At 72.7% G+C, this 20,449-nt stretch carries 22 protein-coding genes, 1 tRNA gene and 1 pseudogene; 14 read left to right on the forward strand and 10 right to left on the reverse strand.

Annotation, left to right across the window (positions count from 1 at the left end; genetic code table 11):
* Positions 1–11: 11 nt before the first annotated feature.
* The 3 genes from ACZ6Y1_RS00630 to ACZ6Y1_RS00640 form a co-directional block, all read right to left on the reverse strand.
* Entirely contained in the window at positions 12–992 is a 981-nt protein-coding gene (locus ACZ6Y1_RS00630) for a D-2-hydroxyacid dehydrogenase family protein (RefSeq protein WP_469620214.1), read from the reverse strand.
* Positions 989–1,936 (reverse strand): aldo/keto reductase, encoded by a 948-nt coding sequence (locus ACZ6Y1_RS00635; protein ID WP_469620218.1) that lies wholly within the window; start codon positions 1,934–1,936, stop codon positions 989–991. Before ACZ6Y1_RS00635 ends, ACZ6Y1_RS00630 begins: the two co-directional genes overlap by 4 nt.
* Before the next feature lie 129 nt (positions 1,937–2,065).
* Positions 2,066–2,962 (reverse strand): SCO6745 family protein, encoded by an 897-nt coding sequence (locus ACZ6Y1_RS00640; RefSeq protein ID WP_469620220.1) that lies wholly within the window; start codon positions 2,960–2,962, stop codon positions 2,066–2,068.
* Positions 2,963–3,076: 114 nt separating this feature from the next.
* Between ACZ6Y1_RS00640 and ACZ6Y1_RS00645 the strand changes: the two genes are divergently transcribed.
* From ACZ6Y1_RS00645 to ACZ6Y1_RS00660, 4 genes are all read left to right on the forward strand, one after another.
* On the forward strand, positions 3,077–4,705 hold the full coding sequence (locus ACZ6Y1_RS00645; protein ID WP_469620224.1) for a N,N-dimethylformamidase beta subunit family domain-containing protein: 1,629 nt from the start codon (positions 3,077–3,079) through the stop codon (positions 4,703–4,705).
* A gap of 147 nt (positions 4,706–4,852) precedes the next feature.
* Entirely contained in the window at positions 4,853–5,269 is a 417-nt protein-coding gene (locus ACZ6Y1_RS00650) for a VOC family protein (RefSeq protein ID WP_469620226.1), read from the forward strand.
* A 109-nt stretch (positions 5,270–5,378) separates the two neighbouring features.
* Positions 5,379–5,753 carry a hypothetical protein gene (locus ACZ6Y1_RS00655; protein ID WP_469620228.1) on the forward strand — a complete coding sequence of 125 codons (375 nt, stop codon included), beginning with the start codon at positions 5,379–5,381 and terminating at the stop codon, positions 5,751–5,753.
* Between the two features lie 101 nt (positions 5,754–5,854).
* Complete coding sequence (locus ACZ6Y1_RS00660) at positions 5,855–6,529, forward strand: transmembrane-type terpene cyclase (RefSeq protein ID WP_469620231.1); 675 nt, start codon at positions 5,855–5,857, stop codon at positions 6,527–6,529.
* 12 nt (positions 6,530–6,541) lie between these two features.
* Here the strand turns inward: ACZ6Y1_RS00660 and ACZ6Y1_RS00665 are convergent, their stop codons facing one another.
* The 3 genes from ACZ6Y1_RS00665 to ACZ6Y1_RS00675 all read right to left on the reverse strand — a co-directional run bounded on the left by ACZ6Y1_RS00665 (position 6,542) and on the right by ACZ6Y1_RS00675 (position 8,841).
* Positions 6,542–6,859, reverse strand: a complete 318-nt coding sequence (locus ACZ6Y1_RS00665) for a hypothetical protein (protein ID WP_469620234.1) — start codon at positions 6,857–6,859, stop codon at positions 6,542–6,544.
* 281 nt (positions 6,860–7,140) lie between these two features.
* A complete protein-coding gene (locus ACZ6Y1_RS00670; protein WP_469620237.1) occupies positions 7,141–8,424 on the reverse strand; it encodes an RNA polymerase sigma factor in 1,284 nt (427 codons plus the stop codon).
* A gap of 9 nt (positions 8,425–8,433) precedes the next feature.
* Positions 8,434–8,841, reverse strand: a complete 408-nt coding sequence (locus tag ACZ6Y1_RS00675) for a YciI family protein (RefSeq protein ID WP_469620240.1) — start codon at positions 8,839–8,841, stop codon at positions 8,434–8,436.
* A 230-nt stretch (positions 8,842–9,071) separates the two neighbouring features.
* Here ACZ6Y1_RS00675 and ACZ6Y1_RS00680 point away from each other — a divergent pair, with 230 nt between their 5' ends.
* On the forward strand, positions 9,072–9,473 hold the full coding sequence (locus tag ACZ6Y1_RS00680; RefSeq protein WP_469620243.1) for a hypothetical protein: 402 nt from the start codon (positions 9,072–9,074) through the stop codon (positions 9,471–9,473).
* 65 nt (positions 9,474–9,538) lie between these two features.
* Positions 9,539–9,922: a VOC family protein gene (locus ACZ6Y1_RS00685; protein ID WP_469620247.1), complete on the forward strand. Its 384-nt coding sequence runs from the start codon at positions 9,539–9,541 to the stop codon at positions 9,920–9,922.
* Between the two features lie 180 nt (positions 9,923–10,102).
* On the opposite strand, the gene ACZ6Y1_RS00690 is transcribed toward ACZ6Y1_RS00685, so the two are convergent.
* The 3 genes from ACZ6Y1_RS00690 to ACZ6Y1_RS00700 all read right to left on the reverse strand — a co-directional run bounded on the left by ACZ6Y1_RS00690 (position 10,103) and on the right by ACZ6Y1_RS00700 (position 12,600).
* Entirely contained in the window at positions 10,103–11,020 is a 918-nt protein-coding gene (locus ACZ6Y1_RS00690) for a DUF6891 domain-containing protein (RefSeq protein ID WP_469620250.1), read from the reverse strand.
* Positions 11,021–11,063: 43 nt separating this feature from the next.
* On the reverse strand, positions 11,064–11,477 hold the full coding sequence (locus tag ACZ6Y1_RS00695; RefSeq protein WP_469620252.1) for a contact-dependent growth inhibition system immunity protein: 414 nt from the start codon (positions 11,475–11,477) through the stop codon (positions 11,064–11,066).
* Positions 11,478–11,544: 67 nt separating this feature from the next.
* Positions 11,545–12,600 (reverse strand): YncE family protein, encoded by a 1,056-nt coding sequence (locus tag ACZ6Y1_RS00700; RefSeq protein WP_469620256.1) that lies wholly within the window; start codon positions 12,598–12,600, stop codon positions 11,545–11,547.
* A gap of 149 nt (positions 12,601–12,749) precedes the next feature.
* Between ACZ6Y1_RS00700 and ACZ6Y1_RS00705 the strand changes: the two genes are divergently transcribed.
* From ACZ6Y1_RS00705 to ACZ6Y1_RS00735, 7 genes and pseudogenes are all read left to right on the forward strand, one after another.
* A complete protein-coding gene (locus tag ACZ6Y1_RS00705) occupies positions 12,750–13,685 on the forward strand; it encodes a LysR family transcriptional regulator (protein WP_469620259.1) in 936 nt (311 codons plus the stop codon).
* A gap of 373 nt (positions 13,686–14,058) precedes the next feature.
* Positions 14,059–14,670, forward strand: a complete 612-nt coding sequence (locus ACZ6Y1_RS00710; protein WP_469620261.1) for a hypothetical protein — start codon at positions 14,059–14,061, stop codon at positions 14,668–14,670.
* A 212-nt stretch (positions 14,671–14,882) separates the two neighbouring features.
* Positions 14,883–15,551, forward strand: coding sequence for a toxin-antitoxin system, toxin component (locus tag ACZ6Y1_RS00715; RefSeq protein WP_469620262.1), 669 nt, complete (start codon positions 14,883–14,885; stop codon positions 15,549–15,551).
* A gap of 2 nt (positions 15,552–15,553) precedes the next feature.
* A complete protein-coding gene (locus ACZ6Y1_RS00720) occupies positions 15,554–16,894 on the forward strand; it encodes an MAB_1171c family putative transporter (RefSeq protein ID WP_469620267.1) in 1,341 nt (446 codons plus the stop codon).
* Positions 16,894–18,063 (forward strand): MAB_1171c family putative transporter, encoded by a 1,170-nt coding sequence (locus ACZ6Y1_RS00725; RefSeq protein ID WP_469620270.1) that lies wholly within the window; start codon positions 16,894–16,896, stop codon positions 18,061–18,063. Before ACZ6Y1_RS00720 ends, ACZ6Y1_RS00725 begins: the two co-directional genes overlap by 1 nt.
* 41 nt (positions 18,064–18,104) lie before the next feature.
* Positions 18,105–19,367: an NADH:flavin oxidoreductase/NADH oxidase family protein gene (locus ACZ6Y1_RS00730; protein ID WP_469620273.1), complete on the forward strand. Its 1,263-nt coding sequence runs from the start codon at positions 18,105–18,107 to the stop codon at positions 19,365–19,367.
* Between the two features lie 111 nt (positions 19,368–19,478).
* Positions 19,479–19,604, forward strand: a pseudogene (locus ACZ6Y1_RS00735) (GNAT family N-acetyltransferase); the annotation flags it as partial.
* A 59-nt stretch (positions 19,605–19,663) separates the two neighbouring features.
* On the opposite strand, the gene ACZ6Y1_RS00740 reads toward ACZ6Y1_RS00735, so the two are convergent.
* Positions 19,664–19,740, reverse strand: a tRNA-Trp gene (locus ACZ6Y1_RS00740).
* A 177-nt stretch (positions 19,741–19,917) separates the two neighbouring features.
* Here ACZ6Y1_RS00740 and ACZ6Y1_RS00745 point away from each other — a divergent pair.
* Positions 19,918–20,424 (forward strand): DUF4352 domain-containing protein, encoded by a 507-nt coding sequence (locus ACZ6Y1_RS00745; protein WP_469620276.1) that lies wholly within the window; start codon positions 19,918–19,920, stop codon positions 20,422–20,424.
* The last annotated feature ends 25 nt before the right edge of the window (positions 20,425–20,449 follow it).

Consider the following 20,449-nt stretch of genomic DNA (forward strand, 5'->3'; position numbering starts at 1 on the left):
ACCGTCCGGAGTCAGACGGCCTGGCCGAGCAGTCGAACGGGTGAGCCGTCGAGGAACGCGACGATGTCCTCGACGGCTTCGCCGTAGTACGTGGCGTAGTTGGCGCGGGTCACGTACCCGAGGTGCGGGGTCGCGAGCAGGCGCGGCGCCGTGCGCAGGGGGTGGTCGGCGGGCAGCGGCTCGATGTCGAAGACGTCGATGCCCGCGCCCGCGATCCGGCCCGCGCGCAGGGCGGCGAGGAGCGCCTCCTGGTCGACGATGGCGGCCCGGGAGGTGTTGACCAGGTAGGAGCCCGGCCGCATCAGCTCCAGCTCGGCCGCGCCGACGAGCCCCCGGGTGCGGTCGCCGAGCGCGAGGTGGACGGATACGAAGTCGCTGCTCGCCAGCAGTTCCTCCTTGGAGGGCGCGAGGGTGACGCCCACCTCGTCGGCGCGTTCCTTGGTGAGGTTGCTGCTCCAGGCGACCACGTCCATGCCGAAGGCGAGCCCGACCCGGGCCACCTTGCTGCCGATCTTGCCGAGGCCGAGCAGCCCGAGCCGCCGTCCGTGCAGGTCGGCGCCGACCGTCTGCTGCCAGGGACCGCCGTCGCGCAGCGCGGTGGACTCCTGCACGAGGCCGCGGGCGAGGCCGAGCAGCAGGGCCCAGGTCAGCTCCACCGGCGGGGTGGAGGAGCTGGCGGTGCCGCAGACCGTCACGCCGTTGCGTGCGGCGGCCGCGTAGTCGATGACCGAGTTCCGCATGCCGGAGGCGACGAGCAGGCGCAGGCGGGGCAGCCGGTCGAGCAGGGTGGCGGGAAAGGGCACGCGCTCGCGCAGGGTGACGACGATGTCGAAGTCCGCCAGGCGGGCGGCGAGTTCGTCCACGTCGTCGGTGTGCCCCGGAAAGCTGACCACCTCGACGCGCCCGGCGAGCGCGGACCAGTCGGCGGCGGTGGTTCCCACGCCCTGGAAGTCGTCGATCAGCGCGCAGCGCAGCGGCGGTACGCCGGTCATGCGACGGCCGGGGCGATGGCGTCGATCTCGGCCAGCAGTTCGGCGTCCAGCGGCCGGTCGGCGACGGCCGCGTTGGCGCGCACCTGCTCGGCGGAGGTGGCACCGGCGATGACGGAGGCGCAGCCGGGCCGGGCGGAGAGCCAGCCGATGGCGAGTTCGAGGACGGTCCGGCCGTGCTTGTCCGCGAGGGCCGCGAGGGCTTCGACCACGTCGAGGCGCTCCTCGGTGACGTAGCCGTCGCGGCCTTCGAGTCGGGAGCCGGCGGGGACGGGCGCGCCGCGGCGGATCTTGCCGGTGAGCAGGCCGTTGGCGAGCGGGAAGTACGGGAGCACGCCGACGCCGTAGTGCAGGGCGGCGGGGACGAGTTCGCGCTCGGCCGAGCGCTCCAGCAGCGACCACTGGTTCTGCGCGGACACGAAGGGGACCGCGCCCGTCTCGCGGGCGACGTGGGCGGCTTCGGCAAGCTGCCAGCCGGTGAGGTTGGAGTGGCCGATGTAGCGGACCTTGCCCTCGGTGACGAGCTCGGTGAGCGCGGCGAGGGTCTCGGCGATCGGGGTGGCCGGGTCGGGGCTGTGCAGCTGGTAGAGATCGATGTGGTCGGTGTCCAGGCGGCGCAGGGACTCCTCGACGGCCCGCCGGATGTAGGCGCGCCCGCCGCGGGATCCGGCCGCGGGCCCGTACCGCATGTCCATGCCGGCGAAGCCGAACTTGGTGGCGAGGACGACCTGGTCGCGGCGGCCCTTGAGGGCCTGGCCGAGGTGGCTCTCGGAGCCGCCGAGCCCGCCGTAGATGTCGGCGGTGTCGAGGAGGGTGATGCCCGCGTCGAGGGCGGCGTCGACCACGGCCCGGGTGGCGCGTGCGTCGAGGCGGCCGCCGAAGTTGTTGCAGCCGAGGCCGACGGCGGAGACCTGGAGACCTGAATTGCCCAACGGGAGATGGCGCATGTGATTCGTTCCTCCGCACTCGTCAAGACGAAGATCGACCGAGCAGACAGTCTAGGCGGGTCGCCCGGGCCCTTCGGCGGCGCCGCCACACGGCACCGGTCCCGCGTCGGGGTCCCCCTGGTCGCGGACTCACGCGTCCGAGTAGTCGTACTTCATACCGATGCCCAGCGTGCTCTGGGACGGCAGGAGGCCGGTGGCCACGATGTCGAGGACCGGAGGGAGGAGCAGGTCCGCGAGCCGGGCCGCCTCCTGGACGCTCAGTGCGGACCACGGGGCCGCGGCGAGTTCGTCGGTCAGCTTCTCGACGGCGGTGCGCACCGCCATGCCCGCCTCGGTGGCCGTGCCGTCCTCGGACAGGAGGTTCCGGGCGGCGAGACGGCCGTGGGCCCGGTGCCATGCGCCGGCGGACCACTGGCGGCTCTCGAAGGCCTCGGCCGGCGCCGCTCCGGCCCCGGCGTGCAGGACCAGGGACTCCACCGGGTCGAGGTGGTGGGCCTGGAGCGCGACGAGGTGGCCGTCCCCGCGGTGCTCGCGCAGGATCGTGGCCGCGTGCCACAGCACCGCGTGCGGGGCCTCGGGCCAGGGCAGCGCGGCGTTGGCGGCGGCCAGCGGGCGCCCGGCGGTGACGGCGGCCTCCGCCGCGCGGCGGGCGAGCCCCGCCGCCTCGGCGAGCTCGCGGGAGGCGGCGCGCTCCCCGAGCGCCGCCCGCAGGGAGCGGTCGGTGGCCGCGGCGCGGGCCTCCAGGACCCGGGCCGGCGGCGCGACCTGCCAGGACCGTCCGGCGTACCGCCGGACCATGGCCGGGCTGAAGCTGTAGAAGAGGGCGTTCACGAGCTCCGCGTCCACCGGCCCGAGCGGAGCGGCCCGGAAGGCGAAGTACATCGGCCACCGGTCGTCGGTGGCGTATCCGAGGGCGCCCGCTTCCTCGTAGGACTCCGGCGCGAACCAGACGAGGGCGTGGACGGGCTCCAGCAGTTGCCACAGCTGCCGGACCGTACCCAGGTCGTGTGCTCCGTCGTACGTCATCTCGCTTTCCCCCAGGCTCGGTTGGTGCAACGGAACGGACGGGTGCCAGCCTAGATCAGCGGCGGCGGCCGGGTCGGCCGAAAGCGGGTTCGAAGCGTGACATAACGTGCCCCCATGGATCAGGAGCACATAGCCGGGGTCACCGGGAGCGGCGACGTCGCGGGCAGGCGGCGGTTCCTCGCGATCGCGACGGGGGCGGCCACCGTGGCCGGGCTGGGGGCCGTGTCCGGCTGCGCGGGCGCGGACGGCGGCGCCGAACTGCACGGCGGGGACCGGCAGGGCGCGTCCGGCGCCCCCGGCGGCAAGCCCTCGCCGGCCGCACCGCACGCCTTCGACGTGAAGGCCGAGAACGCCCGCCCCGGCAACGCGGACTGGCCGGTGACCAAGGCCGGTCCGGACCGCGCCGTCGAGGGGTTCGCCGACAAGGTCAGCGTGCTGCCGGGCGAGTCCTTCGGGCTGTACGTCTCGACGACGGCGCCCCGGTTCACCGTCTCCGCCTACCGGATGGGCTGGTACGGCGGGGCCCGCGCCCGGCTGGTGTGGCGCTCCGAGGCCCTCCCGGGGGTGCGGCAGCCCGAGCACACCGTGGACTCCGGGACCCGCATGGTCCGCACGCGGTGGGCCCGCACCACCACGGTGGAGACGAAGGACTGGCCCGAGGGCAGCTACCTGCTGCGGCTGGACGCGCAGGGCGGCGAGGGCCAGCGCTTCGTGCCGGTGACGGTACGGTCGGCGTCCACGGCCGGACGTACGGTCGTGGTCAACGCCGTCGCCACCTGGCAGGCCTACAACCGCTGGGGCGGCTACAGCAGCTACGACGGCCCCGGCGGCGGCTACGCCTCGCGCTCGCTCGCGGTGACCTTCGACCGGCCGTACGACTACGACGACGGCGCCGGGCTGTTCCTGGTGTACGAGGCCCCGCTGATCGCGCTCGCCGAGCGGCTCGGCATACCCCTCGCGTACGCGACCACCACCGACGTCGCACGGGAGAAGCGGCTGCTGGAGGGGGCGGCCGCGATCCTCTCCCTCGGGCACGACGAGTACTGGTCCCCGGAGCAGCGGGCGCACATAACGGCCGCGCGCGACGCGGGCACCAACCTCGCGGTCCTCGGGGCGAACTGCTGCTTCCGGCGGATCCGCCTCGAAGCCTCCGACCTCGGCCCGGACCGTACGGTGGTCTGCTACAAGTCCTCGTACGACCAGGATCCGGCGATCCGGCGCGGCCACCCGGCGACGGTCGACTTCCGCTCGCCGCCGGGCGCGGACCCGGAGAGCTCCCTCCTCGGCGTGATCTACGACGGCTACCCGGTGGACGCCCCGTACGTGGTGACGAACCCCGGTCACTGGCTGTTCGAGGGCACCGGCGCGCAGGCGGGCGACCGCTTCGAGCACCTGGTGGGGGTGGAGTACGACAAGGTGAACACCGGTTTCCCGACGCCCCGGCCGATCGAGATCATCGCGCACTCCCCCGTGGTGTGCGACGGCCGCCCGAGCCACCAGGACACGGCGTACTACACGACCACGAGCGGCGCGGGGGTCTTCGCGACGGGAACGATGCGGTGGGTGGAGGCCCTGGACGCCACGGGCGACGGCCGCAGCGGCCGCAACCACGGCCTCGACGCACGCTGCGGGACGCTGACGACCCGCGTGACGGAGAACCTCCTCCGTGTCTTCGCGGCGGGCCCGGCGGGCCGGACGCATCCGGCGCAGGACAACGTCAAGGCGGTGTACGGGGGTTCGTGAACGAGCAGGCCGCCGCCGGAGGCCGGGACAAGGCGGTGGACTCCGCCCGGACGCCCCCATAGGATCGTGATCACGGCATCGCGTGCCGGTCACCGACCGGGTGAGGCATGGAGGTGCCCGTGACGTGCCTTTCGGAGGCATTCACTCATGTCAGTCGAACTGAACCACACGATCATCCACTCCCGTGACAACCGGGAATCCGCCGCCTTCCTGGCGGACGTCCTCGGCCTGGAGGTCGGGGCGGAGTGGGGTCCCTTCATCCCCGTCGGAACCGCCAACGGCGTCACCCTGGACTTCGCGACCGTCCCGGCCGGGTCCATCACCGTGCAGCATTACGCCTTCCTCGTCTCCGAGGAGGAATTCGGCGCGGCGTTCGAGAAGATCCGGGCGGCGGGGATCCCGTACTTCGCCGACCCGCACGGCAGGCGCCCCGGCGAGATCAACCACAACGACGGGGGCCGCGGGGTCTACTTCACGGATCCGAGCGGGCACGGGATGGAGATCATCACCCGCCCGTACGGCTTCCAGGAGGCGGCCGGCACCGGGCAGCCCTCCACCGACTGAGCACGCGCGCCGCGGGGGATGAGTATCCGCACTCATCCTCCTCGGCCGCCGCCCCGCCAGACTTGGTACATCACCCCGCACCACCAGTCGCGAGCAGGGAGCCCCGAACATGTCCGCCCCGCACCCCACCCAGCCCTACCCCTACTCCCCCGCGCCCGCGCCCGCGCCCGCGCCCGCGCCCGCGCCTACCAACAAGCTGCTCGTGGCAACGGCCGTACTGCTGTGGGGCATCACCGGGACCGCGCTCGCCGTCATCGCCTTCTTCGTGCTGATGGTCGGCGTCTGGAGCGCCGCGTCCGGAACGGACGTCACCGGGCTGCTGCTCTGGCCGGTGGTCGTGGTCGCAGGGGCGGCCGGGGTCCTCACCCTCCTCTACTTCGCCCCCGGCGTCCGACGCCTGTCCCGCGAGGCCCGCTTCGCCCTGCTGGGCGCCCTGGCCTGCCCGGCCCCGGTCGCGCTGGCGCTGTACGCGGTGACGAGGTGATGCCGAGTCCGTCGCGTCCCCGGAGGGACGGCCGAGGCCCTGCCCGGAGTGTGATCGTTTAGGGTCCGAAGGCTCGGACCTTACGAACTCTGGGGGATGGCATGGAGCAGCTTCTGGCCTTGGTCGGCGGGCTGGCGTGGACGGTTGTGTACGTCGAGGCGATACGGGTGGGACGGCGGGACCGGACGTACGCCATACCCGCCGGGGCCCTGGCGCTGAACTTCGCGTGGGAGGCGACGTACGCCGTCGAGGGATTCAGCGGGTCCGCGGACACGGCCCAGGCTGTCATCAACGCGGTGTGGACCGTCGCCGACGTCGTCATCGTCTGCGCGTACCTGCGCTACGGTCGGGCCGAGTTGCCCGACTTCGTCACCCCGCGACTGTTCGCCGTGTGGAGCGTGCTCCTCTTCGCGAGCGCTTTCGTCGTCCAGTGGCTCTTCATCGCGCAATTCGGCCCGCAGGACGGGGGCCACTACTCGGCCTTCCTGCAGAACCTGCTGATGTCCGGCCTCTTCGTCGCCCTCTACGCGAGCCGGCGTGGCCCGCTCGGCCAGTCGCTGGTCATCGCGGTCGCCAAGTGGATCGGCACGCTCGCCGCGGCCTTCCTCTTCGGGGTCGTGGAGTATTCCCCGCTCGTCCTCGGGCTGGGAGCACTCTGCTCCGTCCTGGACCTCACCTACATCGCGCTGCTGGTCAGGAATCCGGCAGCCGAGAGGCGGCCCGCCGCCGCCCCTCCGGCGGTGGACGGACCGGCGACCACGGTCTCCACGAGCTGAACCCCCGGCGGTTCACCCGCCCCCGACTGCCCGTGTGACACGGCTCGCGAGAGCCAGAGCGGGCTCGGTGGCGTGGGAATCGAACTTGTCCATGACCGCCCCGAGTTCACGGGCGCTTCGACGCGAGAGGGCCTGCATCACCGAGTCCAGGAGCAAGCGGCCCTCGACCGGGTTTCCGCAGCAGTACCAGTGTGCGCTTCCCCACTCGCAGAGGTCCCACTGGCGGCTCTCCGGGCAGCGGACGAACTGCTGCCAGCGGTGGAGGGCGAGGAGGACGTCCCCGACGTTCAGGTAATTCCTCGTGAGTTCGAGCCGGAGTATCTCCCCCACCGCCCGACCGGACAGCCCGTCGACGGACGGGCCCCGGCGGCGTACCGCGGAGCGTTCGTGATTCTGGGCAGCCTGGACTCGTAGCCGCCTCGGCCGGCTACGCGGCACGGGCCTTTCGGAAGGTCGTCATGCCCTCCATGCTGACACGGTCGCGGGGAGTCCGCGCGGACATTTGTGTGCGCCGCAGCGGGGTCGGGTCCGTGCGGACCGGTCTCGCCCGGCTCTGTCGGTGGCGGATGCGATGCCGGCGTCTTCACCGCCTTCCGGCTCGGCGCAGAGCACTACGCACCCTCCGCGCTCTCGGACCGAGCCGGACCCGGCCCCTGACCGGCCGCCTCGGCGTTGAGACGGGCCGCCTGTCGGATGAGGTGGGTGCGTTCGGCCACGGTCGGGGCGCGGTGGGCGGCCTCGGCGTAGAGGCGGGCCGCACCGGCGGGGTCTCCGTCGCGCTCGTGGAACCAGGCCTCGACCGCGGTGTAGCGGGGCAGGTCCGGGTCGAGTCCGGCGAGCGCTGCGAGGCCGGCGCGCGGGCCGTCGGCTTCTCCGACAGCCACCGCCCGGTTGAGGCGGGCGACGGGGCTGCCGGTGAGGGCGACGAGTTCGTCGTACCACTCCACGATCTGGGGCCAGTCGGTCTCCTCGGCGGTGGGCGCGTCGGCGTGGAGGGCGGCGATGGCGGCCTGGGCCTGGTACTCGCCGAGCCGGTCGCGGGCGAGCGCGCCGTGCAGGATCCCGATGCCCTCGGCGATGGCGGCCGTGTCCCAGCGGCCGCGGTCCTGTTCGGCGAGGGGGACGAGGCTTCCGTCGGGGGCGGTGCGGGCCGGGCGGCGGGCGTGGTGGAGGAGCATCAGCGCGAGCAGTCCGGCCGGCTCGGGGTGGTCGACGTACGCGACGAGGCGGCGGGTCAGGCGGATGGCCTCGGCGGCGAGGTCGACGTCCCCCGAGTACCCCTCGTTGAAGACGAGGTAGAGGACGCGCAGCACGGTGGCGACGTCGCCGGGCCGGTCCAGCCGGACGCCCGAGACCGTCCGCTTGGCGCGGCTGATGCGCTGCGCCATGGTCGCCTCGGGCACGAGGTAGGCGCGGGCGATCTGGCGGGTGGTGAGACCGCCGACGGCCCGCAGTGTGAGGGCTACGGCCGAGGACGGGGAGAGCGCGGGGTGCGCGCACAGGAAGTAGAGGCTGAGGGTGTCGTCGGTGTCGGGCGCCTGGCCCGGCTCCGGCTCGCGGTCGACGAGGTCCTCGCGGCGCCGGCGGGCGGTGTCGGCCCGGGTCGCGTCGAGGAAGCGGCGCCAGGCGGTGGTGACGAGCCAGCCCCGCGGGTCGCGGGGCGGGTCGGCGGGCCAGGTGCGGAGGGCGTCGACAAGGGCGTCCTGTACGGCGTCCTCGGCCGCGGCGAAGTCGGCTCCGCGGCGGACGAGGATGCCGAGGACGGCCGGGGTGAGCTCCCTCAGCAGGGCCTCGTCGACGGTGGACGCCGGGGCGGCGCCGGGGCCCGGGGCCGGGGCCCCGGCCCGGACGGCGGGGTCCGGGCCGGGGCGGGAGTCCGGGGTGGGGGCGGTCATCGGGGCCGGTCACTCCGTGATGGTGGGCGGCTCGGCCATGAAGGGTCGCAGCTCCAGCCACTCGTGGATGGGCCGGCCGCCGGCACCCGGGGCCGCGGACAGCTCGGCGGCGAGCTCCAGGGCCCGGTCGTGGGTGTCCACGTCGATCACCATCCAGCCGGCGATCAGGTCCTTGGTCTCGGCGAACGGGCCGTCGGTGACGGGCGGGCGTCCCTCACCGTCGTACCGGACCCATGTTCCCTCCGGCGCCAGCGCCTGTGCGTCGACGAACTCTCCGGTCTGCTCCAGCTTCGCGGCGAAGTCGCGCATGTACTGGATGTGGGCGGAGACCTCCTCGGGGGTCCAGCGGTCCATGGGGACGTCGTTGCCCGGGGCCGGGGCGCCGCGGTAGTGCTTGAGCAGCAGGTACTTGGCCATGACGGTTCTCCTCGATCCGTTCCGACGCGTCCATTCTGGCCGCGCTCACACCTGGGACGGAGCCGGCGCCGGATTCTCGACATCCCTCTCGAAGATTTTTTTCCGGGGCTGGAGCGCCTCAGGGCGGTGCCTCGCCGACCGGGCCGGTAATCCGTTGTCCGCTCCGACAGCGGGTCGGGTATCTTCACGCCGCACGTCACCCGCGTGCGCCCGATCCTGGATGGAGTCCCTTGCAAGACAACCACATCGCCGCCGGCCTCGTCGGCCTGCTCCTCGTCGTCGTCGCGTTCCTCATACCGCTGGGGGGAGCTGTCGTCGCCGCACTGGCGATCCGCCGACGAGGGCGGAACGCCCGCCTCGCCATGGCGGGATGCCTGGTCATGCTGCCCGGGCCGATCGTGTCGACGGTCGGAACCGCTGTGGGCCTGGGACCGCTCACGGAGGCCGTCGGAATCTACATGGCCCCCCATGTGCTCACCGCGATGACGCTGCCCTTCCACCTGGTCGGCTTCGGGCTCGTCCTGGCCGGGGCGCTCTCCGCTCCGAAGCAGCCGTCCGCACCGGACCTGCCGCGACCGGCTCGGGTCCCGGCCCCCGCCGCGGCCGTGGCGACCGACGTCCGGCCGCACTGACCGCCCTTCCTCGCGGTGGCGCACGTCGGTGGCGTACGGGGTGGAAATGAGGGAGGCTCGGGCGCATGGTTTCGATGGTGCAGAACGTGGCGATCGACTGCGCGGATGCGTACGAGCTGGCCCGGTTCTGGAGCAGAGTGACGGGCCGTCCGGTGGATCCGGAGTCCGAACCGGGTGACCGGGAGACTCGGGTGCTGCTGGCGGAGGGCCCGGTGCTGTACTTCAACCAGGTGTCCGAGGCCAAGAAGACGAAGAACCGGATCCACCTGTGTCTGCGCCCCGAGACATCGCGTGAGCAGGAGGTGGACCGGCTGCTCGGTATCGGCGCCACCCTTGTCGGTGATCACCGGAATCCCGATGGGACCGGCTGGGCGGTCCTCGCCGACCCCGAAGGCAACGAGTTCTGCGTTCTCCGCAGCGAGTCCGACCGAACGGCGAGGGCTTCCTGACGCCACGCGGCAGCCCGTCACGGCTGCGCGGCGTCCGCTTCACCGGCTCGGGCGCCACCGAACCCAGCCAGATCTCGGCCATACGGGCAGGCTACCGGCGGGCCGGGCCTCCGCGAGCACGAGCGCGGGCTCGGGCTCGGGCGCGGGCTCGGGCTCGGGCGCGGGCTCGGGGTCCGGGTACTAGCCGACCAGACGGCGGCGCCAGTCCAGGCGGGTGACGGTGATGGCCCTGCCGGGGTCGCGGTCCCACTCGGGGTGGAGGCCTACCGTCTCGAGGGCGGCCACGACCTCGTGGCCGATGGCCGCAGTCGTATCGGCCGAGCCGTCGAAGCCGCCGTAGAAGAGCGTCAGGCCGTGGCCGGCTGCGGCGGAGTCCGTGCACTGGGTGTGGAAGTAGACGAAGCCACGGGCGTCGGGGCCGGCTTCGTCGCCGATCTCGGACTGGCCGCAGCTGCGGCAACAGGTGAAGTTCTCGCGGGCGGTGATGCCGGCCTCCTGCAGCGCGGTGAAGGCGCGGGTGAGCCGCTCGGGGTCGGTCTCGCCCTGCCATCCGGCCTGCTCCGCGACCCGCTCCAGCCACATCCGGTCCGCCAGCGCCTGCGCCTGCTCGCGCGAGACGGGCCGGCGGTCCCCGGTGACCAGGTAGTCCTCGGCGAGCTCGGCCAGTTCCGAGCGGGTGGAGTAACCGCCGACGAGTACCTCGCGGACGCGCTCCTCCAACTCCCCGCGTTCCTCTTCGTCGAGGGCCAGGGGTGGCACCTCGGAGGCAGGGCCCATGTCCAGCAGCGCCCAGGCCGCACCACCGTCCCATCCCGCCTCCTGACGGGCCCAGCCGGCGAGCGTCTCGATCACCGCCCCGGGCCCGTCCGCTGTCGCGTGGAAGTGGCGGTCGGCGGCACCGTCCCGGTGCTCCAGCGTGTAGTCGCCGCCGGCCTCGTGCCAGACCTGTGCGAACACGTCGGGCAGGTCGGGTACCCGCTGGACCACCAGGAACCGGTCACCGTCACCGCCGATGCGCCGGACCAGACCGGCCAACTCCTCCACGGACACGCGGACGTGCCGCTCCCGGTTCTCCGTCTTCACCACGATCTCGAGCATGCGGCGACTCTGCCACGTCCCTCTGACAACAGGTGTCCGGTGGTCAGGGTCCCGATACGAAACGGTCGAGCCGCTCACCGGCGCCGCGAGGAAGACGCGCGACGGCCGCCTCCGGCAACGCCGCGACCACGGTGCGCAGCTGTCCGGCGAGGTCCGGCAATGGAGACCAGGCAGCGGAAGGGACGTCCACCGTGGCGAGCAGCAGGTCCCCCTCGGAGAAGTAGGCGTCGATCAATGGCTCCTCGAGCAGCAGGCGCACCGCGAGGGGGAGCGTGTACAGCAGCGCCACCTGCTGCGAGACGAGGGTGCGCAGATCCGCAGGGCCGATCTCCCCGAGCGGGACGCGCCGCAAGGCGTGCACCTTGCGGACCAGATGCGTCGCGCCGGGGGCAGGAGGCCCCCAGTGGGGTGGGTCCAGCTCATCGAGTGTGCGATCGAGATGCAGCAGATGATCCATGCCGTCAACGGTCGCACGGTCCTGGCCTGCGGCTCATGCGGTCGGCTGCCGGGCCCGCCCCCGAGGGTCACCCGCTGTGCGGGACGTACGCCAGGCCGTGGGCGCCGGCTTCGCCGAGTTTGGCGATGTCCAGGCGGGCCAGGCGCTCCAGCGACTCCAAGTCGACGATGTCGACGGTGGAGGAGACGACGCAGGACACGTAGCCGAGCCTGCCGTCTGGCGACGAGGTGATGGTCAGGGGGAAGAGCCCGACCTCGACCTCGCCCAGGTGCTTGCGGGTGTCGGCGCAGAACACGGTGAGGCGGCCCGGTGCGTGGCGTCCGAGGTGCGCGCCCGGCTCGGCGGTCATGCGCAGCTCGCCGGCGAGGAGCCTGCCCGTAGACGTCAGGTGCACCGGCAGGATGACGTTCTCCGTGGGGAGGGTGTCGACGACGGTGGCCGTGCGGGGGTCGATGACGCGGATGCCGGCGGCCGGCCGGTCCCCGGCGCTGCCGGAGAAGTTGCCGTACGGCGCCGCGACGAAGGCGTGGGCGCCGTCGGCGGAGACGGCGAGCCCCTCGCTGCCCGGCACCTCGACCTTCGCGGTGAGGACGCCGCGTTCGAGGTCCACGACGGACACGAAGGGCGCCTCCTTGTTGGTGGCGTAGCCCGTGCGCCCCGCCGGGTCGATCGCGAACCAGTGCGGGCCCGGAGCGTCCGTGTCGATCCTGCCCAGGGGCCGGCGGGTCCCGGTGTCGACGACCACGACGCCGCCGGGCCGGTCCTCCCCGCCTTCCACGCTGACGTAGAGCCGCCCGCGCGCGGTGTCCAGCGCGAGCCCGTGCGGCCCGTGTTCGGGGGCGAGGTCGACGATCTCGACGATGCGGCGGCTGTCGGGGTCGATGACGGCCAGTTCGGTGCGGCGGCCGCCGTTCGCGTGGTAGTAGCCCGAGTGGTACGTGAGCGTGCACCACAGCAGGCGTTGCGTGGGGTCGTAGCACAACTCGTGCGGTTCGGCGGGGACCTGCACCTCGCCGAGCCGGAGGTCTGACGCGGCGTCGAAGAACGAGACCGTCGGTCCGCTCTGACTGACGACGGCGAGTACGTCGCCTTCCCGGCCGGTACGGGGGGACTGCTGCTGCACAGGGGCTCCTTGCACGGGGGTGAAGCGGGAACGCCGCGCGGCTTCGCGGGCCCCTCCACTCTCCGGTGCCGGTAGTCGGCACAGCAATGCAAAGATTGGCACCCAATCATTGCTTCAGACGGAAAACTGCAGTTCAGGAGTGCTCGTCGATGGATCTCAACCTTCTGCGCGTCCTGGACGCCCTGCTCCAGGAGAACAGCGTGACCCGCGCCGCCGAGCGCCTCGGCACCTCGCCCGCCGCAGTCAGCCGTACCCTGGCCCGGCTCCGCCGCACCGTCGGCGACCCCCTGCTGGTCCGCGCCGGCCAGGGTCTGGTCCCGACCCCGCGTGCCGACGAACTCCGCGAGGAGGTCGGTGCGCTGCTGCGCGGTTGCGACAACGTGCTGCGCCCCGGCGCGGGGTTCGACGCCGCCCGGCTCCAGCGCACCTTCACGGTGCAGGCCGCCGACCTGCTGCTGGTGGGCGTGGCCGGGACCCTGACCGAGCGGATCCACGCGGAGGCCCCTCAGGTGGACGTCGTCTTCCTGCCGGAGGCGGTGGAGGGCGGCCCCGGGTTGCGGCAGGGCTGGGTCGACGTCGAACTGGGCGTTCTGGGACACCTGGACCCCGAGATCCGGACCCGCCGGCTCACCCGGATGCCCGTGGTCGGGATCGCCCGCAGTGGTCACCCCCTCTTCGCGGGGCGGACCGACGGCCGGATCGACGCCCGCCGCTTCGCCGAAGCCGACCACATCGGCATCTCCCGCCTCGGCAAACGCAGCGGTCCCATCGACACGGCCCTCGCGGAGCTCGGCCTGCGCCGCCGCACCGCGGTGGTCGTGCCCAGCCACACGAGCGCGATGATGCTCGCGCGGGAGACGGACCTCGTCGCGCTCGGCCTGGTCGACTGGCTGCCCGACACCATCGCCGCCATGGGCCTGCGGACGTTCCCCATCCCCCTGGACCTGGAGCCCCTGGACCTCGGGATGGCCTGGCACCCCCGCAACTCCGCGGACCCGGCGCACCGCTGGTTCCGCGACCACCTCGCCGCCGCCGTCCTGACCCCGGCCGGCCCGCGTCCGTCGTCCACCCGCACCCCGGACTGACCACCCGCACCCAGCCGCCCGGACCGACCGGACCGACCGGCCTGTCCGGCCTGTCCGGCCTGTCCGGCCACGTTCAGCCAGGCCATGGCCGGCTTCCCTCCCCTTGCCGACGCCGCCGGTCCAGAACGCTGTCGTGGCGGTGTCTCCTCCCCCCATCCTGGCTGATTACAGATGGGGTTGAGGGTGCCGCTGGGGCCGGGTGCGTCGGTGAGAAGGCTTCCAGCGCCTCGAACGGCCCTGTTCAAGCGTCCACCGCGCGTCTCACGAAACGGTCGTTTCTTTGCGGGTCCGAGCGTTTCCGTGATCTAGTGGCCGGAACAGGTCGCGGACTTGTCCGGGCCACACGTTCCCTTCCATCCTGTCTGGAGGGTCGATGAGCGACGCGTACGAGCAGCTCGCTGAGACCATCAGAGAAGTCGAGGCCCTCCAAGCGGAGTCGAAGCTCGACCGCGCTTCGGTCTTCAACCTGCGGGACCTCTCCTTCCACACCTCCCTCCCCGAGGCCGACATCCGGCGCCTCCTCGACGGCGAGGTCGTCGAAGCTCCCGCGAGCGGATCGGCCGAGCTCGCCCGCCGCATCATGTTCCTCAGGGAAACGCGCCTGACCGTGGACGGGAACACGGGCGGCCGGCGCCAGTACACGACCGCCGAGATCGCCGCCGGCAGCGGGATGACGCCGCAGTGGCACGGCAAGTTGCTGAACCGGAGCACGCCGAACATCTGGCACGGAGCAGGTCTGGCCAAGTTCTTCGACGTCCCGATGGAGTACTTCACGCACACTCCGCCCGAGGCCCTGAAGCGAGTCCTGGAGCGGACGGTCATCCCGGACCTCACCGCGTTCCTCAAGAATCCTTCCGAGGCCGTGCGCAACCGTCACGCGATGCAGATCCAGCTCCGTCTCGGCAACAGGGAGCTGCCGCCGAACCTGGAGACGGCGCTGATGGCCTTCGTGGACGCGATCGCGCGGGAGAGCTCCGGCTCCTGACACCGGGCGCGGCGCGGCCCGGGGGCGGCCCGGGGGCGGCCCGGGGGCGGGGCCGCCCGGGGCGCGCGGGACACGGACCGCGGACACGTGGCGCGGGTACGCAGGCGACTGGCCTGAACTTCAGTCACAGCAAGCGCGAGCAGCGCAGGAAGCGGCACGGCTGGCCGCGGCTTCACCACCCATCGGAGGGAACGCAGAGTGGGGGCATTCGCATGAACGAGCGGCACACGGCCGGCTTTCGCCAGGGGATACTCGCGGCCCTCCGCCGGCCGGCGCCCCCCCGGGGCCTGCTCACGGCGCCGAGGAGGCACCTGGCCCGGCGGGCTGCCGAGCGCAGGATCGCGAGGTTCTGCGACGAGGTCATCGCGGGTCTCGCCAGGCCGATCCCCTCGGATCCGGACCGTCTGTTCGCGGTGTTGCGGGCGGACGTCGAGCGGCGCCTCAACGAGGACCGCGGCGATCTCCCGTACCGCCCGGTCCTCCTGTGCTTCCGCGAGTTTCCCGAGGATACGGCCAGCGGCCTCACCGCGCGGTTCGACGACCGGCTCGTGATCGTCGTCGAGCGCCGTACGAGCGCGCTCCACCAGTTCGTGATCTTCGCCCACGAGATGTGGCACGCCCTGAAGGGCGAGTGCCTCTCCCACGGGACGCACAGCGCCGTCGGTACGGCTGCCGCCCGCTCCCTCGGGGGTGAACTGGCCGGCGACGAGCTCGTCGCCCTGGCCGCGAGGAGTCACGTCCGCACCGAGGAGGAGAGCGACGCGGAGGAGTTCGGGCTGCAACTCGGAGCCCGGCTGCGGGAGCACCTGCAAGGCGGCGGTGCCGTGCCGATCACCGGTCTGGCAGGCCGGATCCAGTCCAGCATGGGCAGAGGCTACTGAGCGTGACCGGATCGGATTACTACATACCCGCCGCCGTCCTGGCGGTCGCCCTGGTGGTGAAGGGGCCCTCGTTGTGGAGTACTTGGCACTCACCGATGTCGAAGTCGATCTTCGTCATCCTCGTGTCCTCGGCCTCGGGCTTCGTGTTCGGTGCTCCGCCGACGATCGCGCGGGTCAACCGGATCACCGGCGTCCCGAACATCTCGGCGCTCATCGTCTACTGCATCCTGTCGTGCCTGTCGTGCGGCTCGCTGGTGCTCCTCATGCACTGGCGCGGGGGGCCCGAGGAGACCGTCCGACGGCACACCAGGATGTGGATCGTGGCGACCACCGCGGTGATCGCGACGTTCTGCGTGCTCTTCTCGCTCAGCCACGTGCCCATCGAGCAGCAGCGCGACTTCGACACGTTCTACGCGACCACCCCGTACGCGCGCGAGATGATCGTCCTCTATCTGACGGCGCACACCGCCACGAGTCTCGTCGTGGCGGCGAAGTGCTGGCGGTGGGCGCGTGAACTGCGGGAACTCCAGGCCGCGTGGACCCATTGGGGCCTGCTCATCCTGGTGGCCGCCTTCGGCCTCACCCTGTCGTTCTCCCTGGTCAAGTTCCTGGCCGTCGGCGCCCGCTGGGCCGGTACGGACACATGGGACTCGCTCAGCACCGACATCGCGCCTCCCCTCGCGGGGCTGGGCGCGGGCATGACCGCGGTCGGGTTCCTGGTGCCCGTCGTCGGGCCGCGGCTGGGGTCGATGTGGGTGTCCTGGCGGGCCTACCGGGCGATGGAGCCCCTCTGGCGTGCGCTCGAACCGTTCGCGGGGCCCGGGAAGCCGATGCGGATCGGTCCCACCTCGTCGCCCGAGATCCGGGCCATGGCCAGGTCCACCGAGATCTCCGACCGTCTGCTCAATCTGGCGCCCCACCTGGACGTCGGCCACCGCGAGGCGGCCGAGCGGTACGCCTCCTCGCAGGGCCGTGCGCCGGAGGACGCCCTCCTCTTCGCCGAGGCGGCCACGATCCACGCGGCCCTGCTCGCCGCGGAGACCGTCGCGATCGAGGGGATGGAGGGGGCCGAGGGGACGGGCGGGATCGACGCGACGAGCGGGATCGACGCGACGGGCGGGATCGACGTGACGAGCGGAATCGACGCGACGGGCGGGATCGACGAAGTCGACGCTGTCGACGAGACGCAGGCGTCCGCGCAGACGGCCGTCGCCGTCGAGACCAACGCCGCGGCTCCCGCCCGCGTATCCGGTACGGACAGCCTCGCGCGGCTGAGTATCCAGTTCTCCAGCATCCGCCGCTCCGGCCTCCCGGTCGGCGCCGCCCCCTCGAAGAGCAGCTGATGAGCGCGGGTACGGCCTTCGTGTGGGCGACCGCCGGCCTGGTCTCCGCTTCCGCCGTCAAACTCTGGGCGCTGCGCAAGAACCCCCGGGATCCGCTTCTGAGGGCCGTCACGGCGACCCTCCTCGTCGCCTCGCTGCTGTTCGTGACCGCCGCTCCGCCGAGTCTGACGGCCGTCAACGCGGCGCTCGGCGTGCCGAACATCGCGGCGCCCCTCGTGTACTCGCTCCTGACGGCGTTCGACGGCATCAGCATCGTGCTGCTGATCCGCTGGCGGGGTGACGACGATCCGCGGGTCACCGTGCGCCGGACCCGGCGGTGCCTGGCGGCCTACGCCGTCGTGATCGTGGCCATCTGCACCCTGTTCGCGCTGGGCGACGCACCGGTCGAGCGGACCCGCGACCTGGACACGTACTACGCCCGCACCCCCTGGATCCGCGAGATGATCCTGCTCTACCTGACGGCGCACACCGTGGCGGCCGTCACCACGCTGGTCCTCTGCCGGCGCTGGTCCGGGCAGGTGCCCGGCACGCTGAAGGCGGGGCTGCTGCTGATCTCCGCGGGCGCGGCGGGCGCGTTCTCGTACGACCTCCTGAAGTACACCGCGATCGTGGCCCGCTGGCTCGGCCGCGACTGGGACCGGCTCAGCACCGACGTCGCCGTCCTCCTGGCCTGTGTGAGCGCCTTGCTGACCGCCTGCGGTTTCCTCCTCCCGCCCATCGGACAAGGCGTCGGCTCCCGGTGGCGGGCCCTTCTCCGCTTACGGCGGCTGCGGCCCCTGTGGCTGGAGATCCGCCCGGAGATCCCCCGTACGAGTCCGCCGCCCATGCCGTGGTGGCAGCCCGTGGAGCGCCGCCTCATGCAGCGGGAGCGGGACATCTTCGACGCGTTACTGCGGCTGACGCCCTGGTTCGACCGCTCGACCGGCTCGGAGGCGTACGCGCTCGCCCTGGCCGAGCACTCCGACGGCGCCCGGGCCCGCGGCGAGGCCGATGCCTCGGTGATTGCCCACGCGGTGATCCGGAAGGGCTGTTCCGCGCCCGCGGTCACGCCGGAGCACCGCTGGACGGTCGGTTCCACCGAGGACTCCGACGACCTCGTCGGCCTGTCCGCAGCCATGCTGTACTCCCCGCGGGTGCGGATGACACGGCAGTCCACGGCACGGGCCTGACTCCACGACTTCACACGACGACACCCTGAGGGGAACCCTCCATGCACCTGTCCACACCTCTCGTCCTGCGGAACGGCACCCGCATCGCGAACCGGATCGCGAAGGCAGCCATGGAGGAAAGCCTCGCCCGCCAGCCCGGGCAGCTGCCCGGCCCGGAGATAGAGGCGCTCTACCGCAGCTGGGCGCGCGGCGGCAGCGGACTGATCATCACGGGGAACGTGATGGTGGACCGGCGGGCCCTGACCTCTCCGGGCACGATCGTGCTGGACGCGGAGACCGACCTGGCCCCCTTCCGCCGCTGGGCCGCCGCGGCCGGCTCGGGGGGCGCCCAGGTGTGGATGCAGATCAACCACCCCGGCCGGCAGGTCCGCTCCGACCTGCCGGGGGTCGCCTGGGCGCCGTCGGACATCGGCGTCAGCCTCGGCAGGCACACGAGTCTCTTCGCCCGGCCCACGGCCATGACCGAAGCGGACATCCGGGCCACCATCAGCCGGTTCGCCACGACGGCACGGCTCGCGGAGGAGAGCGGCTTCCACGGCGTCCAGGTCCACGCGGCCCACGGCTACCTGCTGAGCCAGTTCCTCTCCCCCCTGGTCAACCGCCGTACGGACCAGTGGGGCGGCAGCCTGGAGAACCGGTCCCGGCTGCTCCTGGAGGTGGTGCGCGCCGTCCGCGCCGCGGTGTCCCCGTCCTTCGCCGTCGGAATCAAGATCAATACGGCGGATTTCCAGCGCGGCGGCTTCGACGTAGACGAGGTGGAAGAGGTCCTCGCCTCACTCAAGGACCACGAAGTGGACCTCGTGGAGCTCTCCGGCGGCAGCATGGAGAGCGCCGCGACCATGGGCCGCACGGCCGACGACACGAAGCTCGGCAGGGAGGCGTACTTCCTCGCCATCGCCGAGCGGCTGGTCGCGTCCGCGCCCATGCCGCTGATGCTGACGGGCGGCATCGGACGGCGCGCGTCCGCCGAGCGGGTGCTGGCGAGCGGGTTCGCGATGGTCGGACTGGCCACCGCCCTCGCGCTGCGCCCCGACCTGCCGGCGCGGTGGCAGGAGGGCGAGGACGTCGAGGTCGCCGCGGTGCGCCTCGACTGGCGGGACAGGGACATGGCCAGCGCGGCCGTGCTGGCCGTCGTACGGGCGCACATGAGCCGTATCGCCCGCGGCCGCGCACCGCGTCCGGGGGCCTCCGCGCGTCTGGCCCTCCTCCTCGACACCCTGCGGAACCGGGGGATGATCCGGGCGTACGGGCAGTGGCTCGCCCGCAACCCGGCACCGGAGGCGACGACACCGTCCGGCGGCTGACGGACCGGCCCGGCGAAGTCGTCTGCCGACGCCGGGAGGATCGCGGGATGCCGCTGCCCCGGCACATCCCTTTGCCGCCGCCGGTTGCCAGGGGGCGATGCCTACGCGGTCGTGGCGAACGGGGCCGCTGTCGGCGCCTGCTGGCTGTTCCGCCGCGAGGGGAGTCCGGAGAGGGGGCGCGAGCTCGGCTACTGGCCGCACCCCGCGGCCACCGGCCGCGGCCTGGCCACCCGGGCCGCGCGGGGAGTTGACGGCGAAGGCCCGGACGGACAGAAGTCCGGCCCGGGCGTGGTCGTTGGCAGGGGTGGCAGGATTCGAACCTGCGGCATCCGGTTTTGGAGACCGGCGCTCTGACCAGCTGAGCTACACCCCTTCGGCGAGACCAACCATGGCACGGACCGCTCCGGAGATCCAATGGATTTGGCGAATGTCCACCTCCCGGGACGACCGCCGGTGGCGCGGGCCGGCGTCGGGGAGGATCGTAGGCAGGGTGACCAGCGGATCCGGGGGTTGCCTCACCTACAGGAGACGGGGACGGGGACGGCTCGGGGTGGGGGCGGGTGCCCTCGTGCTCGTCGTCGGCGCGCTGGTCGGGGTCGAGGGCGGGCCCGGCGGTTCCGGGGAGACCGTTTCGCTCGGCGGGCCGGGGAGCGGCGAGCGGCTCGACGTCACCCTCGTGCGGGTGGTCGATCCGGCGGCTCCCGCGACCGTGGTCGCGGCCGTTTCCGGGGACGCCCGGGTCGACGAGCGGCTGGTGGCCGTGCGGTTCCGGCTGGAGAACACCGGGAGCGCCCGCTACGAGGACTCCCCCGCCGCCTCCGCCCACCTGCTGGACTCCGAGGGCCGTCGGTTCGAGGGGACCGATGTCCCCACGGCCGCCGGGCCTTCCTTCCCCCGCACCGTCAGGCTGGACCCCGGCGGCACGGCCGAGGGGTTCGTGACCTTCCGGCTGCCTCAGGACGCGGGCCCGGCCGCGGTGCAGTTCGCGTTGAACGGCGGGCTCGCCGATGACGTCGGCCAGTGGAGTCTGGCGCAGCGATCCCCGTCCCACCCTTGACGCACTCTGGTCCAGACCAATAGTT

It is taken from the genome of Streptomyces sp. NPDC053432, from assembly GCF_055585365.1.